At 45.2% G+C, this 22,874-nt stretch carries 14 protein-coding genes and 2 pseudogenes; 7 read left to right on the forward strand and 9 right to left on the reverse strand.

What is annotated here, in order from left to right; translation table 11 throughout:
- Positions 1–3 precede the first annotated feature (3 nt).
- From AB4Z29_RS11535 to AB4Z29_RS11550, 4 genes are all read left to right on the forward strand, one after another.
- The gene (locus AB4Z29_RS11535) at positions 4–1,749 is read left to right on the forward strand and encodes a sensor histidine kinase (RefSeq protein WP_441943202.1); all 1,746 of its coding nucleotides are present in this window, start codon (positions 4–6) and stop codon (positions 1,747–1,749) included.
- Between the two features lie 123 nt (positions 1,750–1,872).
- Positions 1,873–3,555, forward strand: coding sequence for an ABC transporter substrate-binding protein (locus AB4Z29_RS11540; RefSeq protein WP_441943203.1), 1,683 nt, complete (start codon positions 1,873–1,875; stop codon positions 3,553–3,555).
- 136 nt (positions 3,556–3,691) lie between these two features.
- Complete coding sequence (locus AB4Z29_RS11545) at positions 3,692–4,630, forward strand: ABC transporter permease (protein WP_441943294.1); 939 nt, start codon at positions 3,692–3,694, stop codon at positions 4,628–4,630.
- 52 nt (positions 4,631–4,682) lie between these two features.
- On the forward strand, positions 4,683–5,570 hold the full coding sequence (locus tag AB4Z29_RS11550) for a carbohydrate ABC transporter permease (RefSeq protein ID WP_441943295.1): 888 nt from the start codon (positions 4,683–4,685) through the stop codon (positions 5,568–5,570).
- Positions 5,571–5,885: 315 nt separating this feature from the next.
- On the opposite strand, the gene AB4Z29_RS11555 is transcribed toward AB4Z29_RS11550, so the two are convergent.
- Together AB4Z29_RS11555 and AB4Z29_RS11560 are read right to left on the reverse strand one after the other, a co-directional pair.
- A complete protein-coding gene (locus AB4Z29_RS11555) occupies positions 5,886–6,899 on the reverse strand; it encodes an endo-1,4-beta-xylanase (protein WP_441943204.1) in 1,014 nt (337 codons plus the stop codon).
- A 268-nt stretch (positions 6,900–7,167) separates the two neighbouring features.
- Positions 7,168–8,691, reverse strand: a complete 1,524-nt coding sequence (locus AB4Z29_RS11560; RefSeq protein ID WP_441943205.1) for a glycoside hydrolase family 43 protein — start codon at positions 8,689–8,691, stop codon at positions 7,168–7,170.
- A gap of 553 nt (positions 8,692–9,244) precedes the next feature.
- On the opposite strand from AB4Z29_RS11560, the gene AB4Z29_RS11565 reads away from it, so the two are divergent.
- On the forward strand, positions 9,245–9,985 hold the full coding sequence (locus AB4Z29_RS11565; RefSeq protein WP_441943206.1) for an S-layer homology domain-containing protein: 741 nt from the start codon (positions 9,245–9,247) through the stop codon (positions 9,983–9,985).
- Positions 9,986–10,434: 449 nt separating this feature from the next.
- Here the strand turns inward: AB4Z29_RS11565 and AB4Z29_RS11570 are convergent.
- The 6 genes and pseudogenes from AB4Z29_RS11570 to AB4Z29_RS11595 all read right to left on the reverse strand — a co-directional run.
- A pseudogene (locus AB4Z29_RS11570) lies at positions 10,435–10,617 on the reverse strand (4Fe-4S dicluster domain-containing protein); the annotation flags it as partial.
- 25 nt (positions 10,618–10,642) lie between these two features.
- A pseudogene (locus tag AB4Z29_RS11575) lies at positions 10,643–10,975 on the reverse strand (FAD-linked oxidase C-terminal domain-containing protein); the annotation flags it as partial.
- 212 nt (positions 10,976–11,187) lie between these two features.
- Positions 11,188–12,285 carry an SGNH/GDSL hydrolase family protein gene (locus tag AB4Z29_RS11580; protein ID WP_441943207.1) on the reverse strand — a complete coding sequence of 366 codons (1,098 nt, stop codon included), beginning with the start codon at positions 12,283–12,285 and terminating at the stop codon, positions 11,188–11,190.
- Between the two features lie 58 nt (positions 12,286–12,343).
- Positions 12,344–14,824, reverse strand: coding sequence for a hypothetical protein (locus AB4Z29_RS11585; protein WP_441943208.1), 2,481 nt, complete (start codon positions 14,822–14,824; stop codon positions 12,344–12,346).
- Positions 14,821–16,263, reverse strand: coding sequence for an L-arabinose isomerase family protein (locus AB4Z29_RS11590; RefSeq protein ID WP_441943209.1), 1,443 nt, complete (start codon positions 16,261–16,263; stop codon positions 14,821–14,823). Before AB4Z29_RS11590 ends, AB4Z29_RS11585 begins: the two co-directional genes overlap by 4 nt.
- 62 nt (positions 16,264–16,325) lie before the next feature.
- On the reverse strand, positions 16,326–17,423 hold the full coding sequence (locus AB4Z29_RS11595; RefSeq protein ID WP_441943210.1) for a GDSL-type esterase/lipase family protein: 1,098 nt from the start codon (positions 17,421–17,423) through the stop codon (positions 16,326–16,328).
- Positions 17,424–17,838: 415 nt separating this feature from the next.
- On the opposite strand from AB4Z29_RS11595, the gene AB4Z29_RS11600 reads away from it, so the two are divergent.
- Both AB4Z29_RS11600 and AB4Z29_RS11605 read left to right on the forward strand, forming a co-directional pair.
- Complete coding sequence (locus AB4Z29_RS11600; RefSeq protein ID WP_441943211.1) at positions 17,839–20,085, forward strand: helix-turn-helix domain-containing protein; 2,247 nt, start codon at positions 17,839–17,841, stop codon at positions 20,083–20,085.
- Between the two features lie 60 nt (positions 20,086–20,145).
- Positions 20,146–21,732 carry a glycoside hydrolase family 3 protein gene (locus tag AB4Z29_RS11605; RefSeq protein ID WP_441943212.1) on the forward strand — a complete coding sequence of 529 codons (1,587 nt, stop codon included), beginning with the start codon at positions 20,146–20,148 and terminating at the stop codon, positions 21,730–21,732.
- A 66-nt stretch (positions 21,733–21,798) separates the two neighbouring features.
- Here AB4Z29_RS11605 and AB4Z29_RS11610 read toward each other — a convergent pair whose 3' ends face one another.
- A complete protein-coding gene (locus AB4Z29_RS11610) occupies positions 21,799–22,851 on the reverse strand; it encodes a zinc-binding dehydrogenase (RefSeq protein WP_441943213.1) in 1,053 nt (350 codons plus the stop codon).
- Positions 22,852–22,874 lie beyond the last annotated feature (23 nt).

Genomic DNA, 22,874 nt, shown 5'->3' on the forward strand with positions numbered 1-22,874 from the left:
CTCGTGCCAAACTTTCGTTTTCATCATTTGAAGCTCCGGAACAAGCTGGTCTTCATCTATATTGTGTGCGTATTCGTACCGATCGTACTGACTAACGTGATGTTCTATCATGTGACAACCATTAACATAAAAAATCAGAAAACGGCAGATGCGGAACAAGCAATCAATCAATTGAAAGCCGAATTAGGGGCAGTCATTGAAGATGCGGCAGGTATTTCCTATCTGTATTCGATTAACAAGCAGCTCAACGATCATTTAAACATCGTTCATGCTTCTCATGATCGCTATGTGGAGTCGCTGAATGACATTTCGAATCTGTTCAACCGGGCCGATAAGGAGTACAAAACCATCAGCTCCGTTGTCATTATGAGTGACAATCCGACGATACTGGCCTCGAGCCACATCATCAGACTTGAGGACGAGATGCGGAACGCGGATTGGTACCATCAAATTAAAAATCTCAATAATACGTATCCCTATTTGTACGTAACATCCGACAGTATCAGCGTTATTCAAAAGCTATCCGATCGCCGGACCGAGATGTATGAGCATGTGATGAAAATAGACTTGAATATGGATTATATGAATCAAATTCTTGATTTATCCAGCTTTAAGGGGGATTTTTACTTTTTGGATCCGACTTCCCAAGCCCGTTACGGCAGACTGTCCAGCGGTCAACCAAGTGTTCAGATCACAACAGAGCAGACACTAAGCCTCAATGATATACCCAAGCCCGATAAAGCAATCGTAATCAGCAAGCAATATCGCAATAATCGCTATTTGGGAGACTGGACGGTATACGGCGTGTTGGATGAAGAGAAAATTTTGTATGATGTCAGGCAATCAGGTCAATTTATCCTTTGGTTTGCAGGGATTAATTTTCTTGTGCCTACGATCGTAATCGTGCTGGTTTCCCGCTCGATCCATACGCGCATTCAAAAAATACTGAAACACATGAAGTCCGTAAAAGGCAAAAATTTCGAACGTATTCCTTACCATCGGGAACGTGACGAGGTTGGCGAGCTTGCAGTGGAGTTCAACCGAATGAGCGAGCGGATCGAGAACCTGATCAATGATGTGTATGAAACGGAGATACAAAAGAAAGAGCTGGAGCTTAGCCAAAGACAAGCCCAGCTACATGCGCTGCATAGCCAGATCAACCCTCATTTTTTATTCAATGCGCTGGAGACGATCCGCATGCGAAGCCAGATGAAGGGCGAGATACAAACAGCCAGGACCATTCAGAACATGGCAAAAATCTTTCGTAAATCGATTCTTTGGAAACGGAGCTTCGTTACGATTCGCGAGGAGCTTGAGTTGATGGAAAGCTTCCTGGAAATTCAGAAATACCGTTTTGACAGTAAATTGGACTATCATATCGAAGTCGATCAATCCCTTTTGGATACTGAAATTCCGAAGATGACCTTTTTGCCGTTTGTAGAAAATGCAAGCATTCATGGCATCGAGAATGTGCCCGGCATTGGGTATATTACGATTCAGATCGCGAAAGAACAAGGGGAAATTGTCTTCCTCATTGCGGACAATGGGGTAGGCATGGATCAAGAGAAGATACGGGAGCTTCATCATTACCTCCATGAGGAGGCTATCATGGGCGATTCCATCGGAATGAAAAATGTGATTACTCGCCTGAGAATATGCTACGGTGATTCGTTCACCTTTACGATTGACAGTGATCCAGGAGGAGGATCACGGATCATGCTGCGTCTACCGCTGGATAAAAAAGACTGAACATGCCAAAGAAGATCTTAATTATTCAAAGATCGATCTAAGGTTTGCTGTATAACAATATTAAACGCTTTCTTCTATACTGAAAGTGCTTACAATACTTTGATAGAGAAAGGGGATATATCAATGCGCAAGAAAAAATGGCTGCAAACGAGCCTAGCCGTAATAACGGCTGCGACATTCATCCTTGCTGGCTGCTCGAATAATGAGCCAAAAGGAAGCAATACGGAGACAGGCGGAACGAATGGAGAGGTCAGTACAGACCCGGTAACCTACGATTATTTCGCATTCGGAACGAATAAAGACGTGATTGCCAGCAACACGACCATCGGCAAGATTCTCCAGGAGCAGACTGGAGTAGACTGGAAAATGGAGTATGTTGTAGGAGATGCAAGTACCAAGTCCGGCGTTATGATTGCCGGCGGTGATTACCCTGATGTCATCTCCCCGGTAAGCGAGCTTTCGAAGCTTACGGATGCAGGCGCGTTCATCCCGCTCAATGATTTGATCGAAAAGTACGGTCCTAACATTAAGCGTGTATACGGCGACTACATGGACAAGATTACGAATGAGGACGGCAACATCTACATTCTGCCTTTCACGGCCAATGTAAACGGCTACTTGAAGGAGCCGGACGCGACCAGTACGTTTTGGATGCAACGACGCGTACTGAAAGAATTTGGGTATCCGGAAGTGAAAACGCTTGATCAATATTTTGATCTGATCGAGCAGTATCAAGCCAAATACCCTTCCGTAGACGGAAAAGGCACGATTGGCTTCCTAACCTTTGCGGGCACAGCTGGTGAGTTTTTCACAATTACCAATCAACCGATGCATCTAGCCGGATATCCGAACGATGGCAACGTTATGGTTGACATGAAGACACATGAAGCCAAGCTTTATATGGGAACTGATTATGAGAAGCGCTGGCTTGCCTCATTAAACGAAATGAACCGGAAAAGCTTGCTTGATCCGGAGACCTTTACCGCAAACAAAGACCAGTACCTAGCCAAACTTACATCCGGACGTGTACTTGGATATGTCAACTATTCTTGGCAGATTGGCGATGCGACGAACAACCTGAAAGCGGCGGGCAATGATGATCTGCGTTACGTGGCGCTTCCCATTGTCTTCGACGAAAGTATTACGGATGCCTATATCGATCCTCCTTCCTTCGTCAACAACCGCGGGCTCGGAATTACCGTGAGCGCTGAGGATCCGGTACGCATCATTAAATATTGGGATAACATGTTGTCCGAAGAGAATCAGAAGCTCATTCAATGGGGTGAGAAAGATGTCACCTATTCGGTGAATGAAGAAGGCCGTTTCGTTATGAGCAAAGAGCAGCTCGCCAACCGCAACGACAATGAATTTAAACGTAAATACGGTTGGGCCTATTTCGATTATGAGTGGCCGCGGTACGGCAACAACTCGTTGTACGAGGACGGTAACGCCCATGTGCCTACCAGCCAACCGGAAGTAGCTGAGGTCAATTATACAGAAGGCGATCTAGCCTTGCTTAAAGCTTACGGCTTGAAGACCTTCTCCGGTTTCTTCGCTGAGCCGGTGGAGCGCCCATGGTACCCTGCCTGGAGCATCGAGAAAGAACAGGGTTCACCCGAGCAAATCTTCAATCAGAAAGCCGGAGATCTCCAGCAGAAATTTTATCCTAAAATGGTGTTTTCTTCTGAAGCGGATTTCGAATCCATTTGGAATGACTATCTCGCAGAGTTTAATAAGCTGAAGCCTGCCGGCTTTGAAGCATTTATAACCTCTAAGGTGAAGGAACGTATTGCGGGAAATTGGTAAGCAGCGGTTTTTGAATTTTGATATTGAAACGGGGAAAGTAAAGTGAATCCACTTCACTTTTCCCTTCTACCCTTGTTTAGAGAGAGAACGTTTTAGCTGGAAAGGAGTCGGATCGGTGGAGAAACATGCAGTACAGATGGCAAAATCGTCTTCAGAAGATTCGCGCCTGAGAACCTTATTCAAAACATTGTCCAAACAGAAAATGCTGATGCTGATGTCATTGCCATTTCTTATTTGGGTCGTCATATTTAAATATCTTCCGCTCTGGGGATGGACGATTGCTTTTCAAAAATTCAGATTGGCAAAGGATCTATTCGACCAAACTTGGATCGGATTGGATAACTTCAGGTCTTTATTCCAAGAACAACAATTTTATCTCGTCCTGCGCAATACGCTTGTTATGAGCTCGATCAATCTGGTACTGGGGTTTGTAACGGCCATCGTGCTGGCACTGCTGCTGAATGAACTGCGCAAGGTCTACTTTAAGCGGGCGGTGCAGACGATCAGCTACTTGCCGCATTTTATTTCGTGGGTTGTCGCTGCAAATATTGTGCAAACAGCGCTGGCGCCCGAAGGTATAGTCAATGTGCTGCTGCTCCGCATGCAGCTTATCGATCATCCTATTCTGTGGTTAGGGGTAGGCGAATATTTCTGGGGTATCCTCGGAGTAACGGAAGTTTGGAAGAATGTCGGCTGGAACACCATCATTTACTTGGCCGCCATTACAACGATTGACCCTACTCAGTATGAAGCAGCGGAGATGGATGGCGCTTCTCGCCTTCAACGCATGTGGCATGTTACGCTGCCAGGCATGAAGCCGGTCATCATCATTTTGCTGATTATGAATCTAGGTCATATACTGGAGTCCGGGTTCGAAGCACAATACTTGCTTGGCAACGGCATCAATGTTGAATTCTCGGAAAATTTGGACATATTCGTCTTGAAATATGGCATGCAAATGAATAACTTTGGCTTGGCGACCGCAGCCGGAATGTTTAAAACCGTGGTCAGCTTCATCTTCCTCATCGCCGCTAACAACCTTGCCAAACGGATGGGCGAAAGCAGATTGTACTAAATGAACGGAGGCTAAGGCTGTGGAACAAGCCAAATCAGCTCGGAATTTTTCGATGGGCGATAAAATTTTCGATGTGTGCAACATCATTTTTATGATTTTCCTAATCATTGTGACTCTCTATCCCTTCTTGAATATGTTTGCCTTGTCGTTTAACGATGCGAATGATTCGATTCGAGGCAGTATTTATATTTGGCCGCGCGAATGGACGCTGAGAAATTTTGAATATGTGTTTAATGAGTCCAATGTGTTTTATGCAACTTTTATCTCCGCGGCTCGGACGATCATCGGGACGGTCATCTCTGTGTTTTGTACGGCGATGCTGGCTTATACGATCAGCCGCCCTGAATATGCATTGAAGAAGTTTGTAGCGATTACCTTCATTTTTACGATGTATTTCAGCGGTGGCTTGATTCCGAGCTACCTGCTGACCAAAGAGCTTGGATTGTTGAACAGCTTCTGGGTATACATTATCCCGGGCATTATCGGCGTGTTCAATATGATTGTTATCCGTTCTTTTATTGAAGGTTTGCCGGAGGGTATTATGGAATCGGCTAAAATCGATGGTGCCGGAGACTTTACCACATTTATGCGTATTGTGCTTCCGCTTACCGTTCCTGCGCTTGCTACGGTTTCATTGTTCGTAGCGGTATCCCAGTGGAATTCCTGGTTTGACGTATTCTTATACAACTCTTCACAGCCTAATCTAAGTACCTTGCAGTATGAACTGATGAAGGTGTTGTCCACATCAAGCGCTACGACAAGCTCAGGCGGCTCGGCGGGAGATGCCTTTGCTAATGCGCAAGGAAATGTAACGGCGGTTACACCAACCTCGGTTCGCGCAACAATGACGATCGTAGCCAGTGTGCCGATTATTATGGTCTATCCGTTTCTGCAGAAGTATTTTGTCAAAGGGATGGTCGTTGGCGGAGTAAAAGGTTAAAGCAAAACGGTAATTAGAAGGAGCTCAGTCTTTCGAAATTGGGCCACCGGCTGTCGAGAATGTCTCGGCAGCCTTTATTGCGTCAATTCGGTTCAACACCCCGCCGCAATAATGTCGTACGATCAGGATGTAGAAGAGCTTTCATACTTAGCTTGACAATTCGTCAAAAAAATAAAGCTGTTCAACAGAAAATAAGCCGGATTCTCTGGAATGAAAATCTGGCTTTTTACTGATGAACAGCTTATTTCGATAATCATACTGGAAATGAGCTGGCTCATATAATTAACGCTTTTGCATGGCATGAGCAGCAGTATGTTACTTGGCAAATTTCACAACATCCCAGAAAGCTTTTTTCGGCATACGGTTCTGATCAAAGAGGAATGGCCAATTTTTCCGCCCGTATACTGGGAAGTTATCCAGCCACGTATAATCATCAGCCGCCCCCCAAAAGGTTACAGAGGTAATGTGCTCGCTGTACGCTCTGAACAGCTCAAAAAATTGCCGATACCGTTCTGCTTGCCGCTCCATCATCTCTTCAGTCGGAGCGAGTAAATTCGTTCGGCGGTCTTTATGATCGAAAACAGATACATCCAACTCTGTAATATGCAGCATCATGCCTAAGCTTGCATATCTTTCAATTGCTTGTCGAATGTCATCTATCGACGGATGTTCCAGGTTCCAATGCGCCTGCAATCCAATCCCGTGAATCGGTACATCTATCTCTTTCAAGGACTTTACTAGCGTATAAATTTTTTCTCTTTTTCCAGGTACAGATTCATTATAATCATTGTAGAACAATATAGCCGCTGGATCTGCAGCATGCGCATATTCGAACGCTTTGGCGATGAAATCTTCTCCTGCAATGTCGAGCCATTTGGATGATCGCAATAGCTCATCTCCGCTGTCAGCTACCGCCTCGTTCACCACATCCCATCCATAAATGGTTCCCTTATAACGCGAAACCACGGTTTCTATATGGTTTTTCATCCGTGACAGCAAAGTTTCACGATTAACTGCCCTGCCAGAAGCATCCTCAAACATCCAGTTCGGCGTTTGATTATGCCATACGAGCGTATGGCCTCTAACTCCCATACTGTTTTCTTTGGCAAACGCGACTAATCGATCTGCTTCCTCGAAGGTGTACAGGTCCTCAGCAGGATGCAGGCGCTCGAACTTCATCTCATTTTCTGCTGTCAAACTATTGAAGTGGTGGATTAACAACTCACGCTGTGTTTTTAACGTTTTGGAATTTACCGCCGCTCCAATGAGAAACTGATCGCTAAATGCTTCATGCAGCTTAATAATTTTATCATCTTGGAAGCTGGCCATTAGCTGGGTCCCCTTCTTTACCTAATATTCATTTGCAAAATATACATTTGAGTAACAAACGGCTCGTTAGGCGTTGGTTTGATGCTCATATGGATCTCCTACTTCGAGAGAGGTTAACGGATAAATAAAGTGTAGCGCTTGTCTATAACGGAGACAACCCTTCAATGAATAGAAAAACACAGATAAACTATAGATTTAATGCTGTGGATCGTTTTTTTTGGATTGTCCTATTGAATCAGTTCTAAATTCCTGTTATTGGTGATGAATTTCATACGAGTCTCTCATAACGGAAGTAATCACAATCAACAAAACCTCCCGCTCGTTTCGTTGCATAATTAAACAGTCCAAACCGATAGCCCATGAAATGTTCGAGCTTATATTGCATCTCCAACGCTTCGCCTATCGCACGCCACGTCTCTCCATTCTCTGAATAATAGAAACGGGCAATATCCTCGCTATTGAAAAACTGAAACTCGATCTTCAAATAAATATGGTCTCCCTTGTATGGAATACGTTCAATTCTAATATCACTGCCGCTTCCTTCCGCTCTCCCGCTAATGCACATAGAAACGTAGCGATCTCCATTGTCAGCAACTTCGATACCAACTGCTCCAAAGTCATATTGCAAAGCAACTAACCCCGCATGATCGCCAGGCTTCATCTGGGTAATATCCATCAAAGTCGTCCCTGTGCATGCCGGACCTTCCGTCCGCTGCGTCAACGTATTGCGCGCAAATTCGACGCTTCTGGCCAATTGTCCTGTCGCAAGGCGCAGATAGCCCGGTCGTTCCGTAACAGACCAGCGTGAATGATCTGGATTATGATTCCATTGCCAATTCAATGCCAAATGATTTTCTGTATACACAAATTCATCGCTAATGACTAGCGGTTTAGGTGACGAGCTGGGCAATGACACTTCGAATGACCTGGGTACTTTCCCATTCCTGCCGAAAACTGGCCAATCATCCTCCCAAGCAACCGGCAGCACGCATGGAACTCGGCCAACTGATTCATGATCCTGGAATAATACCGTGAACCATTCACCTGATGGTGCATCGACGATTCCACCTTGCGCAATACCATTATTGCGATAGTCCATGTGATCATCGAGCAGCAATTGATGTTCGTACGGGCCAAGAATAGCATTTGATCGGTAACATACTTCTCTTCGGCGTTTATTACCGGTGTGCGGCCATTCAATAAAAAACAAATAGTAATAGCCATTTAGTCGGTACGCATGGCAGCCCTCGCACCGCAGCATGATGCCATCTCTGTCCGTCTCAAACAATAGTTGATCGAGCCCCCCCGCTTTGAGGGCAGTTGCCTCTTCCGTCAACTCTGTAATGCGAATATCACCATTGCCATGAATGACATAAACGCGGCCATCCTCATCGAACAGCATGCTTGGATCATGGTGTAGCCCTGGAATAACGTGGCGTTCCCACTCCCCATTCTCAATGTCATTCGTGGTATAGACGTAGAACTGATTCATATCATTGCTTGAAAAACAAACATAGAATAAATCATTATGGTGCCGCAAGCTCGCAGCCCATGATCCTTTGCCATATATACCTTTTCCATCCAACAAATTATGCGCATCGTTATCCTCAAACGTATTGAATACATAATTAACAAGCTCCCAATCACTCAGATTCCCTGACTTCATAATCGGGCAACCTGGCATCGAATGCATACTTGTGCTGACCATATAGAAGGTAGTTCCTACACGGATTACGCTTGGATCCGGGACATCAGCCCAGATGATGGGGTTAGTTATTCTCGTTTTATTCATTTCTATTTCCCTTCTAATAGGAATCATTTTTGGTGTCTATGCGGGCCATGCATCCATTGTATTTTGTTGCTCCAACTATAGGTTTTGCTGCTGGAGTTGTTCCAAGGTGAGAGGCTCCGTTTCGTTCTTCTTACGCTTTTCTTTCGACAAGCGAAGAGGAATTTCCTGCCATACAGTGGACTGCTGATGGAACACCACTGATAGATTCCACGTTCCAAATCGCGCTTAAAACCATAATCATCGTGAATCCAGCATTCAAACACCAGCATTTCCAATAACGCACTTGGAGTTCGTGGGCTTTTCGTTTAAGAATATGTCGACTAAAACTATCAACTCTCGCAAAAGGGGCAGTCACCTCAAGTATAAAGATTCTCAAGGGACAGCCTCTTCGTCTTCTTGCAAACTTTTTTTAAAAAAAAATTACAGAATGAAAAATAATAGCCTCTTCGATTGTATTACTAATGTAAGGACGACAAAGTTGATAAAGATTGGTTAATCCGAACAACGAATAAAATGCTTGAATCTTAATCAAATACACTACGAGGTGAAAGAAATGAAAACAAAATTCAAAATGATTACTCTTTCCGCTGTTACCGCGTTATCATTAACCTTTGCAGGTCAAAGCTATGCGGCTGCCGATCCTTTCTCGGATATAACGAATATCTCGGCAAAGGATAAAATTGTTGCCTTACAAGAACTAGGCTTAGTCCATGGTATTTCGGATGACTTATTTGCCCCGAATAACACAATCACAGCGGCACAAGGTATTCAGCTTATTGTTAATGCAGCGCATTTGAATCTAGATCTAGTAAGATTTCTTGAAGAACCTAAAGCTACGGATTATTTCAAAAACGCAGACAACGATGCTTGGTATGCGAATGCTTTAATTACAGCAAGCGTTAATGGGGTCGTACTGCCAGCCGATCTGGATCTTAACAAGAAATGGACGCGTGAAGAGTTCACTCACCAGCTTATTAGCACGATTGAAGCGCACAGCAATCTTCCAAAAATTAAACTTGTTCCCACCCCGATTAACGATAGCACGGATCTAACCATTGATTATGATGGAACGATCCAGCGGGCACTTGCTTATAACGTAGTGAAACTAGATGAACAAGGGAACTTCCATCCTAAAGCTGAAATCTCTCGTGCTGAGGCAGCGGAACAAATCTACAATGTACTTGAATACATTAAGGCACATCCTGCACCATCGCCACAACCTGATGTAGAATCAGAAACAAACTCAAAAAGATCACCTTCGTCAACAAGTCCACAAATACCAGGAACAAAATAGATCCTGTAAATTCGGTTTTCTCAGAATGATAAAGCGGTCTCCCTAATCATGGGAGATCGCTTCATGAAACGATTCTCCTTTAATATCGATTTTAATATCGCAGCTATAAGAAGGGCCATGTTGCTTCAGTGAAGCAACATGGCCCTTCAATCCATTTCTCATGCAAAATCATCATCAAGAATATATGGGCAGCTTTTTAACGACTTTGATCGTCTCGCTGATATCCAACTACTATTTATTCGAAATCAATCGCCTGCGGATTCGTTTGTACCAGCAATTCTTTCGTAGAGAAAATCGACAATATGTTTAACTTCCATATGCTCTGGATTCCCATATTTCATTACACCCGATTTCATCTGAAGCAGGCAGCCGGGATTGCTTGTCAACATATAGCGGGCTTCCGTTCGATTCGCATGCTCCATCTTATGCTCAAGTATACTACCCGCCATCACTAGTTGCTTCATCAGTGCGATTCGCCCTCGAGGGGATTTGGGCTCGAATCCTGTTTCTCTAAATGTCGGACAAGCCGGTAAGCAGAAGCCGCAACGCATACAATTGGTCAATTGATCGTAATCAAGCTTCATATGAAGCGACTCGGCAAGTGGGCTGTTAAGCTTCACAGCCGGCTTCATCTGTATTGCAGCAGCATGAATTGAATCAGTCACGATTGATCACTACTCTCTTCCTTGTCTCCTTGGCAAACATTTTTCCTGGATTCAACAGGTTATACGGGTCAAATACCTGCTTTATTCCCCGCATCACTTCCATGCCTGGCTTTCCGATCTTCCACTCCAAGAACGGAGCCTTCACGATACCGACTCCATGTTCACCAGTGATAGTTCCTTCGAGTTCAATCGCAGCTTCGAAAATCTCTTCGAAAGCCTGTTCCACCCGTTAAACTTCCTCATGGTCTCTAGCGTCCGTCGTCGCCGTCGGATGCAGATTACCGTCTCCTGCATGACCGAATGTCGCAATCATAACATCGTATTTGATAGACTGTTCTAGCATACATTTTCCCCGTTTTCTATAGGTCAGCGGTCGTTCTACCATATCTTTTAAGGTGTATTTATGGACATTTGCTAACTGCAATGGTAATAAAAAGCCCATACCCCCGAACACGAGGCATGGACTTCACATAATAGAAACCGCCACAAGTTGGCCAGGTTTCTTTATGTTCAACTAGTAGGTCCTCCCTAACGCTGTTAGAAAATCAGTTTAGTAAGAATAGGGCTAAGTGTTTCCGCTATACGAAAATAACCTAAATCCGAAGGGTGAATACCATCTGTGGTGCATTCCTGATAATCCTCGCCTAACAGCTCTGCACCATCGAAGAAGTGGAGATTAGCATCCCCTTCCTGCTGCAATCGTTCAACATTTGCCAATTGAAGCTGTTTGCGTTCTTCGCGCAGGCGAAGCATAGATTCGTCAAAGGCTTCTATCGGCAATCGGATCTGTGTGAGGACGAGAATGGGAACCTCAGGATGGCGTGAACGATAGATTCGGATAAATTCAGGCAATGATTCCTGAAGCCGTTGTGTACTAGGCGTATTCACTTCATAATCCAGAACAAGCAACGCCGGCTCTTCGATTTGGCTGATCAAATGGGCTAACTCCGGCTCCCCTTGCGCATTGCCGGAGAAGCCAAGATTCACTATTTCAATCGGAAGCCTTCGACTTAAAATGTTGGAATAGGCCATACCGGGCCTAGAGGCACAAGCCCCATGGGTGATGGAGGTTCCATATATAAGAACCTTCTTATCACTTACAAATCCAGGAAACCCACTTACCGATGAAGAAGGATCAAGACCTATCCAAAGCTCCTTCACCCCTTGATATAAAGGTAGATTAAGGGTGATATCCCGCATTTCCCTTGGCAGGGATTCATAGAGGATGGATTCGTATTCATCTCTCGAATGATCAAAACGAGTGGTATTTACATACTGTTGATTTCCAGTTGTACCGAAGTAGCAATCAACGCCACATTGACCAGTAGCAGGCATTTGGTACATAGTGGCTCTGTCAGCCAAAACAACCCTTACACAAAGTTTAGGTGAATCTGTCTGGAAACGAATTTGCACGCCAGCTGTATAATTCGCAAGTCGATCTACCTCTGAGCGAATCGGATGACTTGGCTCAAGTGGCAATCTTCGATATACCCCGTCTTGTTCAAGCCAAGGCAGCCCCGTTATCCGAAAGGGCTCATTGCGAGGCGAGTGCCATTCCCAGTCGCTGCCCGAATCCGTATCTATTTTCATATTTTGATCCAGTATCTCTTGCTCATTCTCTCTTGATACATTCATCCATTCACACCAGCCTTTCACATGACGGATTATATTAAGTAGCTAGACGATTAGATTCCTACCATGAAATATCAATGTTCCCGCTAATGTGAGTTAGACGTATACGATTTCCGAATACTTTACCGATTAAATCCAAAGCCTGATCACCGATTTTCACTTCCACATTGCCCGCTTGCAGCTGTGCAAGAGGTGGATAAACAGTCAATTCGGCCTCAATCAGATTATAAACGCTTATCGTACGGAGCGTGCGGCCGCGCTTCTTCGGTGTTGGAACAGGCTGATTTTCCCTGCATGTAATGCGAGAGGTTTGCTTTTGGTTAACAAACATACGGCATTCATCATGAAACGTTCGATCTAGTGCATAAGCAGCCGTTCCATTGCCAATCATAGCGGTCTGTCCGACGATAAGTGGAGCACCCTCGGGAAATTGAAGGTTCAGCCTAACGGACGAATCCTGCTTACAGCCGGTAAGGATAAACGCGTTATCCTTCCTTGTAATAAACATCAATGCTGATTCCGAGGCTGCATCCTCCTTCGTCTGGTACAGACCATAACCAAATTGCTGCAGAAGATAGCGCACGAATACGGACGAATCCACAAATTCCTTTTCCTGTCGCACCGGCAAATGCGTGATACCTGCAATTTGGAAAGGCAGCGAGCCGCGCACCCACCCGACTCTGCCTCCATCCCATTCAGGTAAAGCTCTAGTTAGCGCAAATACACGCTCTATCTCGAACTGATTCACACTTGCATGCACGAACGTATTGCAATCAGCCAGGTCGTCCACGACTTCACTCAGCCCACCGCCTGAAATGTGTGAGTGATGGAACAATTGATAGCTTCCGTCTTCACTTATAGGCTCCCCATTCATGATTGAATCTCTTGGCGAGGCAAGGTTAACGGAAAAATCACCTTCAAGCTCATCCTCGTATGCCAGATTCAACAGCTTGCGCAGCTCCGGATCTTCGACACGACCATAGAAAATGATCTTGCCTCCGTTACGGACATACTCGACGATTCGCTGCGCCTTCTTCCCTTTGATCCAAAATGCCGATGTGAATAAGATTGTATCTTGAAGCTTATTTATGGCATCGTCGTTCATCGCAAAAAAATCATCCGTGCTAACAACCGTATTCAGCGGCAAGCCTTGGTTAATCGCATTGCGCACAAACCAATCATGGAAAAAAGTGTCGCTCGCATGCTCGTCTGATTCAGCCATTGCTTCATGCAGCTCTCGAATCGGGTACAACCACGTCAATATTCCCGGCTGGTCGGGTGCATCTTTGAAGGCCTTTTTAATATGAGGGATAACCTCCATCGGGATATCAGCATCCAGCTCGCCTTTTTCCGTGTCGATGGTCAAAATTTGTACAATACCTGGGCTCTCCAGCTCTCCCTGCGTGTTAACCCGAGCGACGGTCAGCGGGCAATAAATATCATGCGGCTCCCGATCGTACAAATCCCACCACGGATTTTGCCAGAACCATGGATCATTGGCATAAAAGCGGAATAGGTAGGTTTGACCCGGAAGCATTGCTATACGTGACATATAACCCGTAAGCTCCAAGCCGAAATCATAGTTAAGAGCTCCCCAAGGTGAGTTTGGCGGCGGAATTTCAACATAGTTTCTCTCATACAGATCTAATAAGGGAATACCGTCTTTGGCTAGGTCCATGCCTGTACCATAGTTGGTTCCTCTAATCTCTGTTCGATAATTCGGGCACTCTTGCTTGAATATTTCCCAGAAGGACAGCATCTTGGTCGATAGTTCTTCGTACTGGGCCATTGGAAGCTGCTTGCCATCGTAATTTGCACCTAGATACGTCCAAGGAAAGTATGACAGCGCAAATCCATTGGAAAACCAAATATAATCAAAGCCTAGTGCCGGTAAAAAGCTTGCACACTGCCGCCCTAGAAATTCGCCGAATGGCGTGCCTTCGGGAATGCCGCCAGGATAAGCTGCATAATCCACGTGATCTTCTTTCAATTTCGACCAACCACATACGACCGTATAATCCGCTTTTAATGAGATGAATTGCCCGTTCACTTCAGCGCGGTTAATTTCCGGGTGCAGCTTATATTTGAAATCGGAATAGGCAAATTCAGGTCCAGCGTCAAAAGTCGCTCCTACCTCCATACGAATGCCATAACGCTCAGCTGCTATTCTTTTGAAAGAAGCGATTATGAATTGCAAATCACCGTAGGTGATTGTTGCTGGTTCGCTGATGTAAGGCTGGGCGATTCGCGGATCAGTGCCCTCCGTGAGGTGGGTGAAAAACTGCTCATTGGCGTACCCGATATAGCGGGCCCATTCGATCTCACGCTGCAAGTCGCCATCCCAGACTAGAATCTCGCTTCCATCGGCGACCCAAAGCAGCACAGAGCAGCTGCCCGCCATGCCGATCAAAGGAAGCCACTGGCGGATGGCCTCCGCACATACTGCTTCGATAGCCTCTGGTGCCGTACTCTTGAAAGGCTTCAGACTCATTTCCAATGAGACTCTTTGCAAGGCATGCTTTGGTTTTGCAATAGTCGTCATATGACTTCCACCTCTATGCCTAGCACCTTGCCAACATTACGGATCTTGGAGCTCACATGTCCCACACCTAGCGCGAAGTGATGCGTAGGACCTGCAGAGCACCATTTTTCCACAAATTCGGAAACACTGTAATCAAATTTACAGCGTGTATTTGTATTTCCAGTCTGCGGAATTTCTCCTTTGATGGATTCGCCTTCCGTGGCGATCATTTTGTATTTGCCGTTAGCCGTTTGTGAAATACTGAGCAGCGTAACAGGTCCTGATTTGATGGCGAACTCTACACCGATACCAGATCCACTTTTGCCATGAAACAGATCCAAGCCGCGAATAATCGGCTGTCCGTCGCTAATCTTAATATTGTGAGGGCCATCATGCCCAACGAGTACAATATCGTCGACGAAGTCACAAGGATGCAGCTCTGCAAATGAGCCCCCAGCATCCAAGCGATCCATAATTAACATGGCTGCGCATGTCTTCAAATCGGCTTCTCCGGCAAGCGGAACGCCTTTGCCTGTGAGCAGCGAGTTGCCGAGCACCATATTCGAGCCGATCCGTTCATATTCATTATTGTCGAGACCCCGATAATAATAGGCAAGTCCTGTTAACCCATATTCTACGATCAGCTTATCCAGTCCAACCGCAACTTTAGCTGACCAATCGAGATCCTCTTGCTTGATCGGCCTAGTCACCGGATCGATAAAGGGATCTGATATTTTGAAAATGCTTTTAATTTCATCCAATTTATCAGCCGTTTCCTTAGCCGTAACACCATTGACTAGCTTGGCTAAATCACACATTTCGAGCATTTGCACATGCGCACCGAAGGAAGCCGTAAAAGCTGTCGGATCGGAGTTCATATCATACATACCCTCGTAGGTATGCCCCAGATAGCCGATTTTGGCATATTTGAATGCTTTTCGCGCATTAGCGACTTGGCACCAGTCTTTTAATTCCTTCTTCGCACGTTCATCATCATAGAGCGTGCCTACAATCATCCCAGCCGCAGGTTTTCCTGCTCGAACGAGTACACCGCCTATTTCGGGAAGGGAACAAATATTATCGTTAACTAACTGCATATAGGTCGTCGTGTTGCGATAGTCCAGACGCTTTCTTGGCTGCAACGCAACAAGCACCGTTGGAACAGACAAGTTCAGGATCGGGGTAGCCGCCGTCGATGATGTCACATATGTGCTCAAGAAACAGAATAGGAAATCAATGTCTTGATTTTTCAAATAAGACGATGCAGCGAAAGACTTATCTACGCCATCCACGAAGCCCCCCGACACCACTTCGACGTCTTGCCCCCGAAGCATTTCCTCAAATTCACGGCCATAGCCCTCAAGCTCCTCCTTTAATCCCGGGAATTGTGCCCAATACGGCTCATGGCCCACTGTGATCACACCGACACGCGCTCTTGCTTTTTGAAATAAATGACTCATTCCCCTTCATCTCCCTTATCTTGTTTTCTTCTTAAATTTTTTTACAGATTCAACGAGCTGTCCTATTTCACTATTCCGATTAATGCCAAATGAAAATTCGTCCCTGTGCAATCCGCTCTATTGCCGTGGACGACCTCCAGTTCAACATGATGCTGCCCATCCTCCAGCTCATTCGCGATCCAATAGATTTGGAACCAGCCTCCATCTGCGCACCAACTAGGCCGTTCACGACTTGATGTGATCGCAGGACCTCCGTCCAGCCTGTAGATGAATTCCGCTGACTTCTTGCCAAAGTCGAAGGCTAACGCAAGCCCCCTCCCTGTAAACGAAAAGGATAGCTTCGCACCGACCGCAGAAGTGCTCAGCATGTGATCAACCCAAGGCAAGTGAGCCCTAGCGCGTCTAGTTATCCATGGTCCTACCAACTGAACCTCATCGAATGAGAGCGTATCCACTTGCCCCCAATGATTAACATTAAGCGGCGTTGCGAGCGGTTTAGGGATAACGCCACTCCGCGTATCGAGCTCCGTTAGCAATTCTTTTTCCAAATAGGAAATCACACACTGTCCATAGCTCAGACTGCCTCGATGCTTAGGATGCAGCCCGTCTGGCAGCCACTCGTCCCAAGTCATTCGGCCCAGCTTCACTTCCTGAAAGGCATACTGTCCAGCCCAAACCGAGCTGATGCCGTAATGTTCCGCTAATTGTTCGAATTCAGCGATACTGGCAGGAATCTTCCCCTGAGACATGTCCTCGTACATTTTCTGACAGTAGGTGTATACCAATACGAGCTCACATCGTCCGTCTGCCAGCAGCTTGCGGATTAATCCCTCTCTCGCTCTCATCCGGTGTTCAGAAGGTGTCATGTAGTCATTGACGGCAAATTCAATAAAAATCAGATCGCATTGATGGTTGATCAAGTCCCGCTCAGCACGGAAAACAGCCAAATCGCTGCCTGTCGCACCTATCGCAGCATTCTCCACTTTGATGCGTGCATGAGGAAACGATTCTGCAAACCAACGTGCAACTGGCTCCGGCCAATTCGGCATCAAGCTGCCGTCTTCCGTAATAGATCCACCAACGAAACCCAATGTTAATTGTCCCGTTTGCAGCTTACTTTTAACTTGCGCTAAACGTCCTCGAAACTGAATGGTCTCCATTTTGTATTCATCTCCACGTGTATTTCGAGTATGGCAAGCCCTCTGGGCAGCAGCCAAATCGTTAGTTTAAACGTAGCTAACACACGATAGATTGTATACTGTAAAATACGTCGAAACCTCTAAAAATCGTAGCGGAGCGATTGTGTAGAACCCATTGTAATCGTGATGGTATTTGCCCAGAATCTATATGATTTATGTTCGTTACTATGAGATTCGCAAATCATATTTACTTTTACTTTTATATAAGCTATTCTCACTTCTACAAGGCATGGGAGGAGCAAGATCATTCATGAAACTGAGTACCTTATTCGCATCCAAAAGCTTTCTTTTCAAAATCGTCTTGTGGATCAGCGCATCCGTTCTTTGCATCGTTGGCATTCTGTCTGTCATCATTTATTTGAATGCGCAAAACTTAATGATCAAGAAGGAATCGGATAATAGTAAAAAAATACTGCTTCAGGTCAAATACAACACAAACATCATGAATGAAACGATGAGCCGGCTCACGCAGTCCCTCTATATAAATAACGATATTACTTCCATCATGTACTCGGAGCAGGAGAACATCGTTGACGTGATCACACGCCTGAACAATGTCGTTAACTCGCTAACGTCCTCTTATCCCTACATACACTCCATCAGTGTGTATAATCGCAACCTTGACCAATTTTACAATGCAGGCTCTCCCATTTTCTTCAATGATCCACAATTGTTAGCGTTATACAATTCCGATCAAGTGCTGCCGAAATTAAAACCTATCTTTCGCGATATCCAAAAAGTAGTCAATGAATCGAACCGAAGTGAACGTGTTCTTTCCTATTTTATGTATGAAACTGCAATGAACAGCGAAAAACCAGACGGTGCCGTCGTTATCAATGTCAAACCGGAATGGCTGCTCGGCAACATTAAGCAAATCAATATGGTTGATCAGCAGCAAGGAAATATATATCTCCTGGATCAGCAGGGTGAGTATATCGATGTGGATGAAAATAAAGAAAATACAGCTAAATTACAGTGGCTGAAGGACGAGGTTTTACATCATACCAAAAAAGCAGCTTCATCCTCAGAAGCTGAAAGCTCGTTTAAAAGCAAGTACATGGACACGCAGTATTTAATAACCTACCTTTATCTCGATAGTATTAACATGACGTTATTGAAGATTCAACCGACCTTGGAAGTGTATGGTTATATTCAAGGCTTTAAGACGAGCATTATCTTTATCACACTCATTTTCCTTGTGATGGCGATTGTCGTTTCCGTCAGTATTTCCCGCAAAATCTATAGTCCTATTGGAAATTTAGTGCAGACCATTTCATCTGGACGCCTCCATAAATTCGAACAAAGAGGAAAAGGCGACGAAATATCCTATTTGGATGATGTATATAAGCAATCCATGGAAAAATTAAAGCTTTATGACAAACAAATTTACCAATACGGAGATGTGATGAAGCACTATTGGTTAAACCGCATACTGACAGAAAATCTAAAATTGGAAACCGCCGAGTTGGAAAGCATCTTTCTTGAAATGAAGATAAGCTTACCCTTAGATCAGTCCTATGCGGTTTTATTGCTCAAAATAGACAATTATAAAGATTTCCAAAGAAGCTTCTCTTCCAAAGATAGGGAAACGATTCGTTACGCCATGATTAACGTCTCATCGGAATGGATTTCAAGAGACTATATCAATGAAGGCCTTGATTTAAAGGATGATCACGTTGTACTCATTCTTAGTATTCCTAAAGGGCATGAGCACTTTGAAACCCATGTGACAGCACTCATTCAAGAAGCACAGCAATTTGTTCACCAGTTTTATAAAATTACGTTTACGGCGTCTATCAGTTCGATATCGAACTCGATTGACTCCTTACATACCCTCTATAATAAAGCACTTGATCAAACCGTATACCGCTTTATCTACGGCCATCATTCTATCCTCGATACCGAAAGATTGCTCCTTAATGAAAACAATCCTAAAACAGGATATGCCAAAAATCTTGAGGCTCAATTACAGGAAGCTCTTCGTAAACGCAACTTAGATGACATTGAGGTCGCTATGAGACGGCTGTTCGACGATATTAGCCAGCTCAACTATTATAATGCGCTTGCTTCAACTTTCCGGCTATTGGAAACGACAAAGAAGACGTTAGAAGCCAGCTCAGATGCGGCAACGCCCTCTCTTCTTATTGATCTATCCAGCTTTTCACTTCAGCTTATGGAGAAAGAGACATTAAACAATATTTACGAAGCAATCTTTGGCGCGATTAAAGAATCCTTGTACACGAAGACAGAAGGGACAACAAATAAAGTCAATCATTACGTTGTAGAAACGGTAGCTGAGTATATAGCGACAAATTTCCAAGATCCGTCTCTCTGTTTAGCATCCATTGCATCTATTATGAAAATATCCCAGAGACGTCTAGCAAATCTCTTTAAAGAAGCCATGCATGTATCCATTGCAGATTATATAAATGAAACCAGGCTGGCCAAAGCAGCAGAATACTTATCCGAAAATGAAAATAGCGTACGTGAAATCGTAGAAAAAGTAGGCGTCCTCAACGAAACCTATTTCTTCAGCTTATTTAAAAAGCATTTTGGCATAACCCCTAAAGAATATGCATTAAAAAACAATGTCAAACACTTAAAAATCCCAAAAAACGAATGAAATTCCTAGTTATTTAACTATGAATGCTAAAAGCCTATAACATACGAAGGAGACCTGTCGATGAAATACAAGATAAACCAAACGGAATCTGCCAAGAGCTTAGTTGAAACCCTTTCATTCCGGCAATTATTGAACCAAGTATGCTGCCCAACCTATGGTATGGTCGGCAAGGAGCGGCAAGAAGACTTCGGAGCGATGTTCTTTCATCCAATGGAGAGGACAGAATTGCAGCACATTATCAGCCGTTTTGAACACTTTTGCAGCATCCCTCCTTTTATTGTGAGCGATCTCGAATGCGGTCCCGGCAATATGATACTAGGCGCGACGAAGTTTCCTTATATGATGGGGCTCAGCCAGTCCAATTCGGCAGATCTTGCTTATGAGGTCGGCACAAGTACGGCGATAGAGGCTGGAGAGCTTGGCTACAACTGGACATTCTCGCCTGTAGCAGACTTAGCTGTTGATCCTGACAGTCCAGTTGTTAGTATACGAAGCGCAGGTAAAAATCCCGAGCAAGCGATAAAGATAGCCGGGTCTTATATGACTGGACTGCAGGACCACGGCATGATGGCTACGATTAAGCACTTCCCCGGTGACGGCTATTCCTCCTGGGATCAGCATCTGACGACACCAGTCATTCCACTGGATGCCGATACGTGGAGAAACGGGCCAGGACGCGTTTTCCAAGCCCTGATTGATCAGGGTGCAATGACGATAATGCCAGGACATATAGCATTCCCCGCCTTTGACGATCCGGATGAGCGCGGACTGTATCCACCTGCGACCGTATCGAAAAAGCTGCTCATTGATTTGCTAAGAAATGAGATGGGCTTTGAGGGGCTGATCGTGTCGGACGCGATTGAGATGGGCGGGGTTGTCGGCTTCATGAACTACTATGATGCTTGTGCGGCGGCACTTACCAATGGCTGCGACATGCTGCTGTTTCCAAGAATGGATGAGCGATTCTACATCGAAATGGAGAATCGCTTCCAGAGCGGCAGCTTGTCTCTTGAGACACTCCGAGACCGGGCTTGCCGAATTGTGTCGCTCAAAGAGCAATTTGGCCTTTTCCAAAACGCGCAATCTACTCCGGGAAAGCAATCACCAGATAAAGCGGCTCACGCGGCATTAGCAGAAGAGGTCATGAAACAAAGTATTACGCTCGTTAGAGATCGTGCAGGTTTGATCCCCTATCCTCTACTACCGGAGACAAAAGTATTACATGCTGTCATTATGAACAATCATGAGCGTTATGGGGAGCTATTTGAAAAGATGAAACGGGAGATTGGCCGCTATTCCCATTCGGTGGATCAATGGATCGACCCGGGTCCCGACGCCTTGTTTAAAGCCGTTGCCGACAAAACGTATGATGTCATCATTTGCTCCATCGGCAGCCGCCTTAGCTACGGGTTGAATGTCGTTCGGCTGCATGACGAAGTCGCAAGAAACATGATGGGCGGCTGGACAAAGTTCGATACACCGATTATCTTTGTTTCCCACTTCCACTCTTTCGTTCATAAGGAATACGAGGCTTCGATCGACACAATCGTGAACACGTATGGAGATATCGATAGTACCGCCAAACACCTTCTGCAAGCGATTACAGGTGAAATGCCAATCAATCGAAAGCTGGTTGCCCACGATTAATACTAATTAAAGGCCGAACATGTTAACAGTTCAACCTGTTAGCTGTTCGGCCTTTTTCTTTATCCATTATGGAGTCCAATCAAATACGACGGAGAATACGTCATTGGGATGTAACCGCAATTGTTCGTATGCTGATGCCGCTTCTGTATAAGGGACCACTTGATCGATATAAAGCCGGGGATCAATCACTTTTCTGCGAATGGCCTCAACGGCATTCAACCGATCCTCGTTCCCCCGGTCTCCAGGCATGAGGAGGAGAACGCCTTCCGAGTTCAAATCAGCCCTTGGATCAAGGCTCAGCTTCTCGATGTAAGTGCCTTGATAGACAATGCGCGGCCAATGATCGACAATACCTGAAATCGGGTTCACATAATACGTTTTCGGATCCCGAAACACATTTGGCGTTTTACGAATCAGCTTGTGGGCAAGCGTTACGCCCTGCGCGGAACCTGAAGCTTCAATAACAAGGTTTGCACCGCCGTCACAATAAGCAAGTATACGCTCCAAAGCATCTGGGTCGGAGGCCTGAACACAAGCGTGAACACCATAACGCAAGGAACGCTTTAGTCTTGACTCCGATAAATCAACAGCTATCACCCGGCATCCATGACTGACTAGAAGACCCGCGGAGAACGCTCCAATTACCCCCTGCCCGATGACCACCGCGCATTCATCACGCTGTGGCTGCGCTGCCATAACGCCTCGCAAGCTGATAGCCGCCACTTGACTAACGACATAGTCTAAGGGATCAGACCCTTGTGGCAGCAAAATAGGCTTATCATCTACACCAACCAGATGCATGCTAGCCTGCCCTCCCCACCACGAATAAATGTCCTTCGGACCCGTTTGCGGGTTGTAGCTCAGAAGGTCGCCGACACGATAACCCTTTACATTCACGCCTATTTCGACGACCTCTCCGACAGCCGCATACCCAGGAATTAATGGAAATTTGTCAGAAGCGCCGTAATGACCGCCGAGGACCCGTGTTTCCGTTCCACTTGAAACAAATGTATAGTATGTTTTTACAAGCATTTGATTAGCATTCATCTCGGGTAATGTATATGTACCGAAGCCCACCTTGTTCGCACTTTCAAATACGATTGCATGAATAGTCGTCATATCAACTTTCCTCCTTATAGTAA

Source organism: Paenibacillus sp. 2TAB23, from assembly GCF_052115165.1.
GTDB lineage: Bacteria > Bacillota > Bacilli > Paenibacillales > Paenibacillaceae > Pristimantibacillus.

Bases quoted from the DNA above. Each gene is read 5' to 3' on its own strand.
- AB4Z29_RS11600 (WP_441943211.1), top strand. From the start codon at position 17,839: ATGATCAAGAAGGAATCGGATAATAGTAAAAAAATACTGCTTCAGGTC.
- AB4Z29_RS11565 (WP_441943206.1), top strand. From the start codon at position 9,245: ATGAAAACAAAATTCAAAATGATTACTCTTTCCGCTGTTACCGCGTTA.
- AB4Z29_RS11545 (WP_441943294.1), top strand. From the start codon at position 3,692: ATGGCAAAATCGTCTTCAGAAGATTCGCGCCTGAGAACCTTATTCAAA.
- AB4Z29_RS11580 (WP_441943207.1), bottom strand. From the start codon at position 12,285: ATGAATGTATCAAGAGAGAATGAGCAAGAGATACTGGATCAAAATATG.
- AB4Z29_RS11605 (WP_441943212.1), top strand. From the start codon at position 20,146: ATGAAATACAAGATAAACCAAACGGAATCTGCCAAGAGCTTAGTTGAA.
- AB4Z29_RS11550 (WP_441943295.1), top strand. From the start codon at position 4,683: ATGGGCGATAAAATTTTCGATGTGTGCAACATCATTTTTATGATTTTC.
- AB4Z29_RS11595 (WP_441943210.1), bottom strand. From the start codon at position 17,423: ATGGAGACCATTCAGTTTCGAGGACGTTTAGCGCAAGTTAAAAGTAAG.
- AB4Z29_RS11555 (WP_441943204.1), bottom strand. From the start codon at position 6,899: ATGGCCAGCTTCCAAGATGATAAAATTATTAAGCTGCATGAAGCATTT.
- AB4Z29_RS11585 (WP_441943208.1), bottom strand. From the start codon at position 14,824: ATGACGACTATTGCAAAACCAAAGCATGCCTTGCAAAGAGTCTCATTG.
- AB4Z29_RS11590 (WP_441943209.1), bottom strand. From the start codon at position 16,263: ATGAGTCATTTATTTCAAAAAGCAAGAGCGCGTGTCGGTGTGATCACA.
- AB4Z29_RS11540 (WP_441943203.1), top strand. From the start codon at position 1,873: ATGCGCAAGAAAAAATGGCTGCAAACGAGCCTAGCCGTAATAACGGCT.
- AB4Z29_RS11560 (WP_441943205.1), bottom strand. From the start codon at position 8,691: ATGAATAAAACGAGAATAACTAACCCCATCATCTGGGCTGATGTCCCG.
- AB4Z29_RS11610 (WP_441943213.1), bottom strand. From the start codon at position 22,851: ATGACGACTATTCATGCAATCGTATTTGAAAGTGCGAACAAGGTGGGC.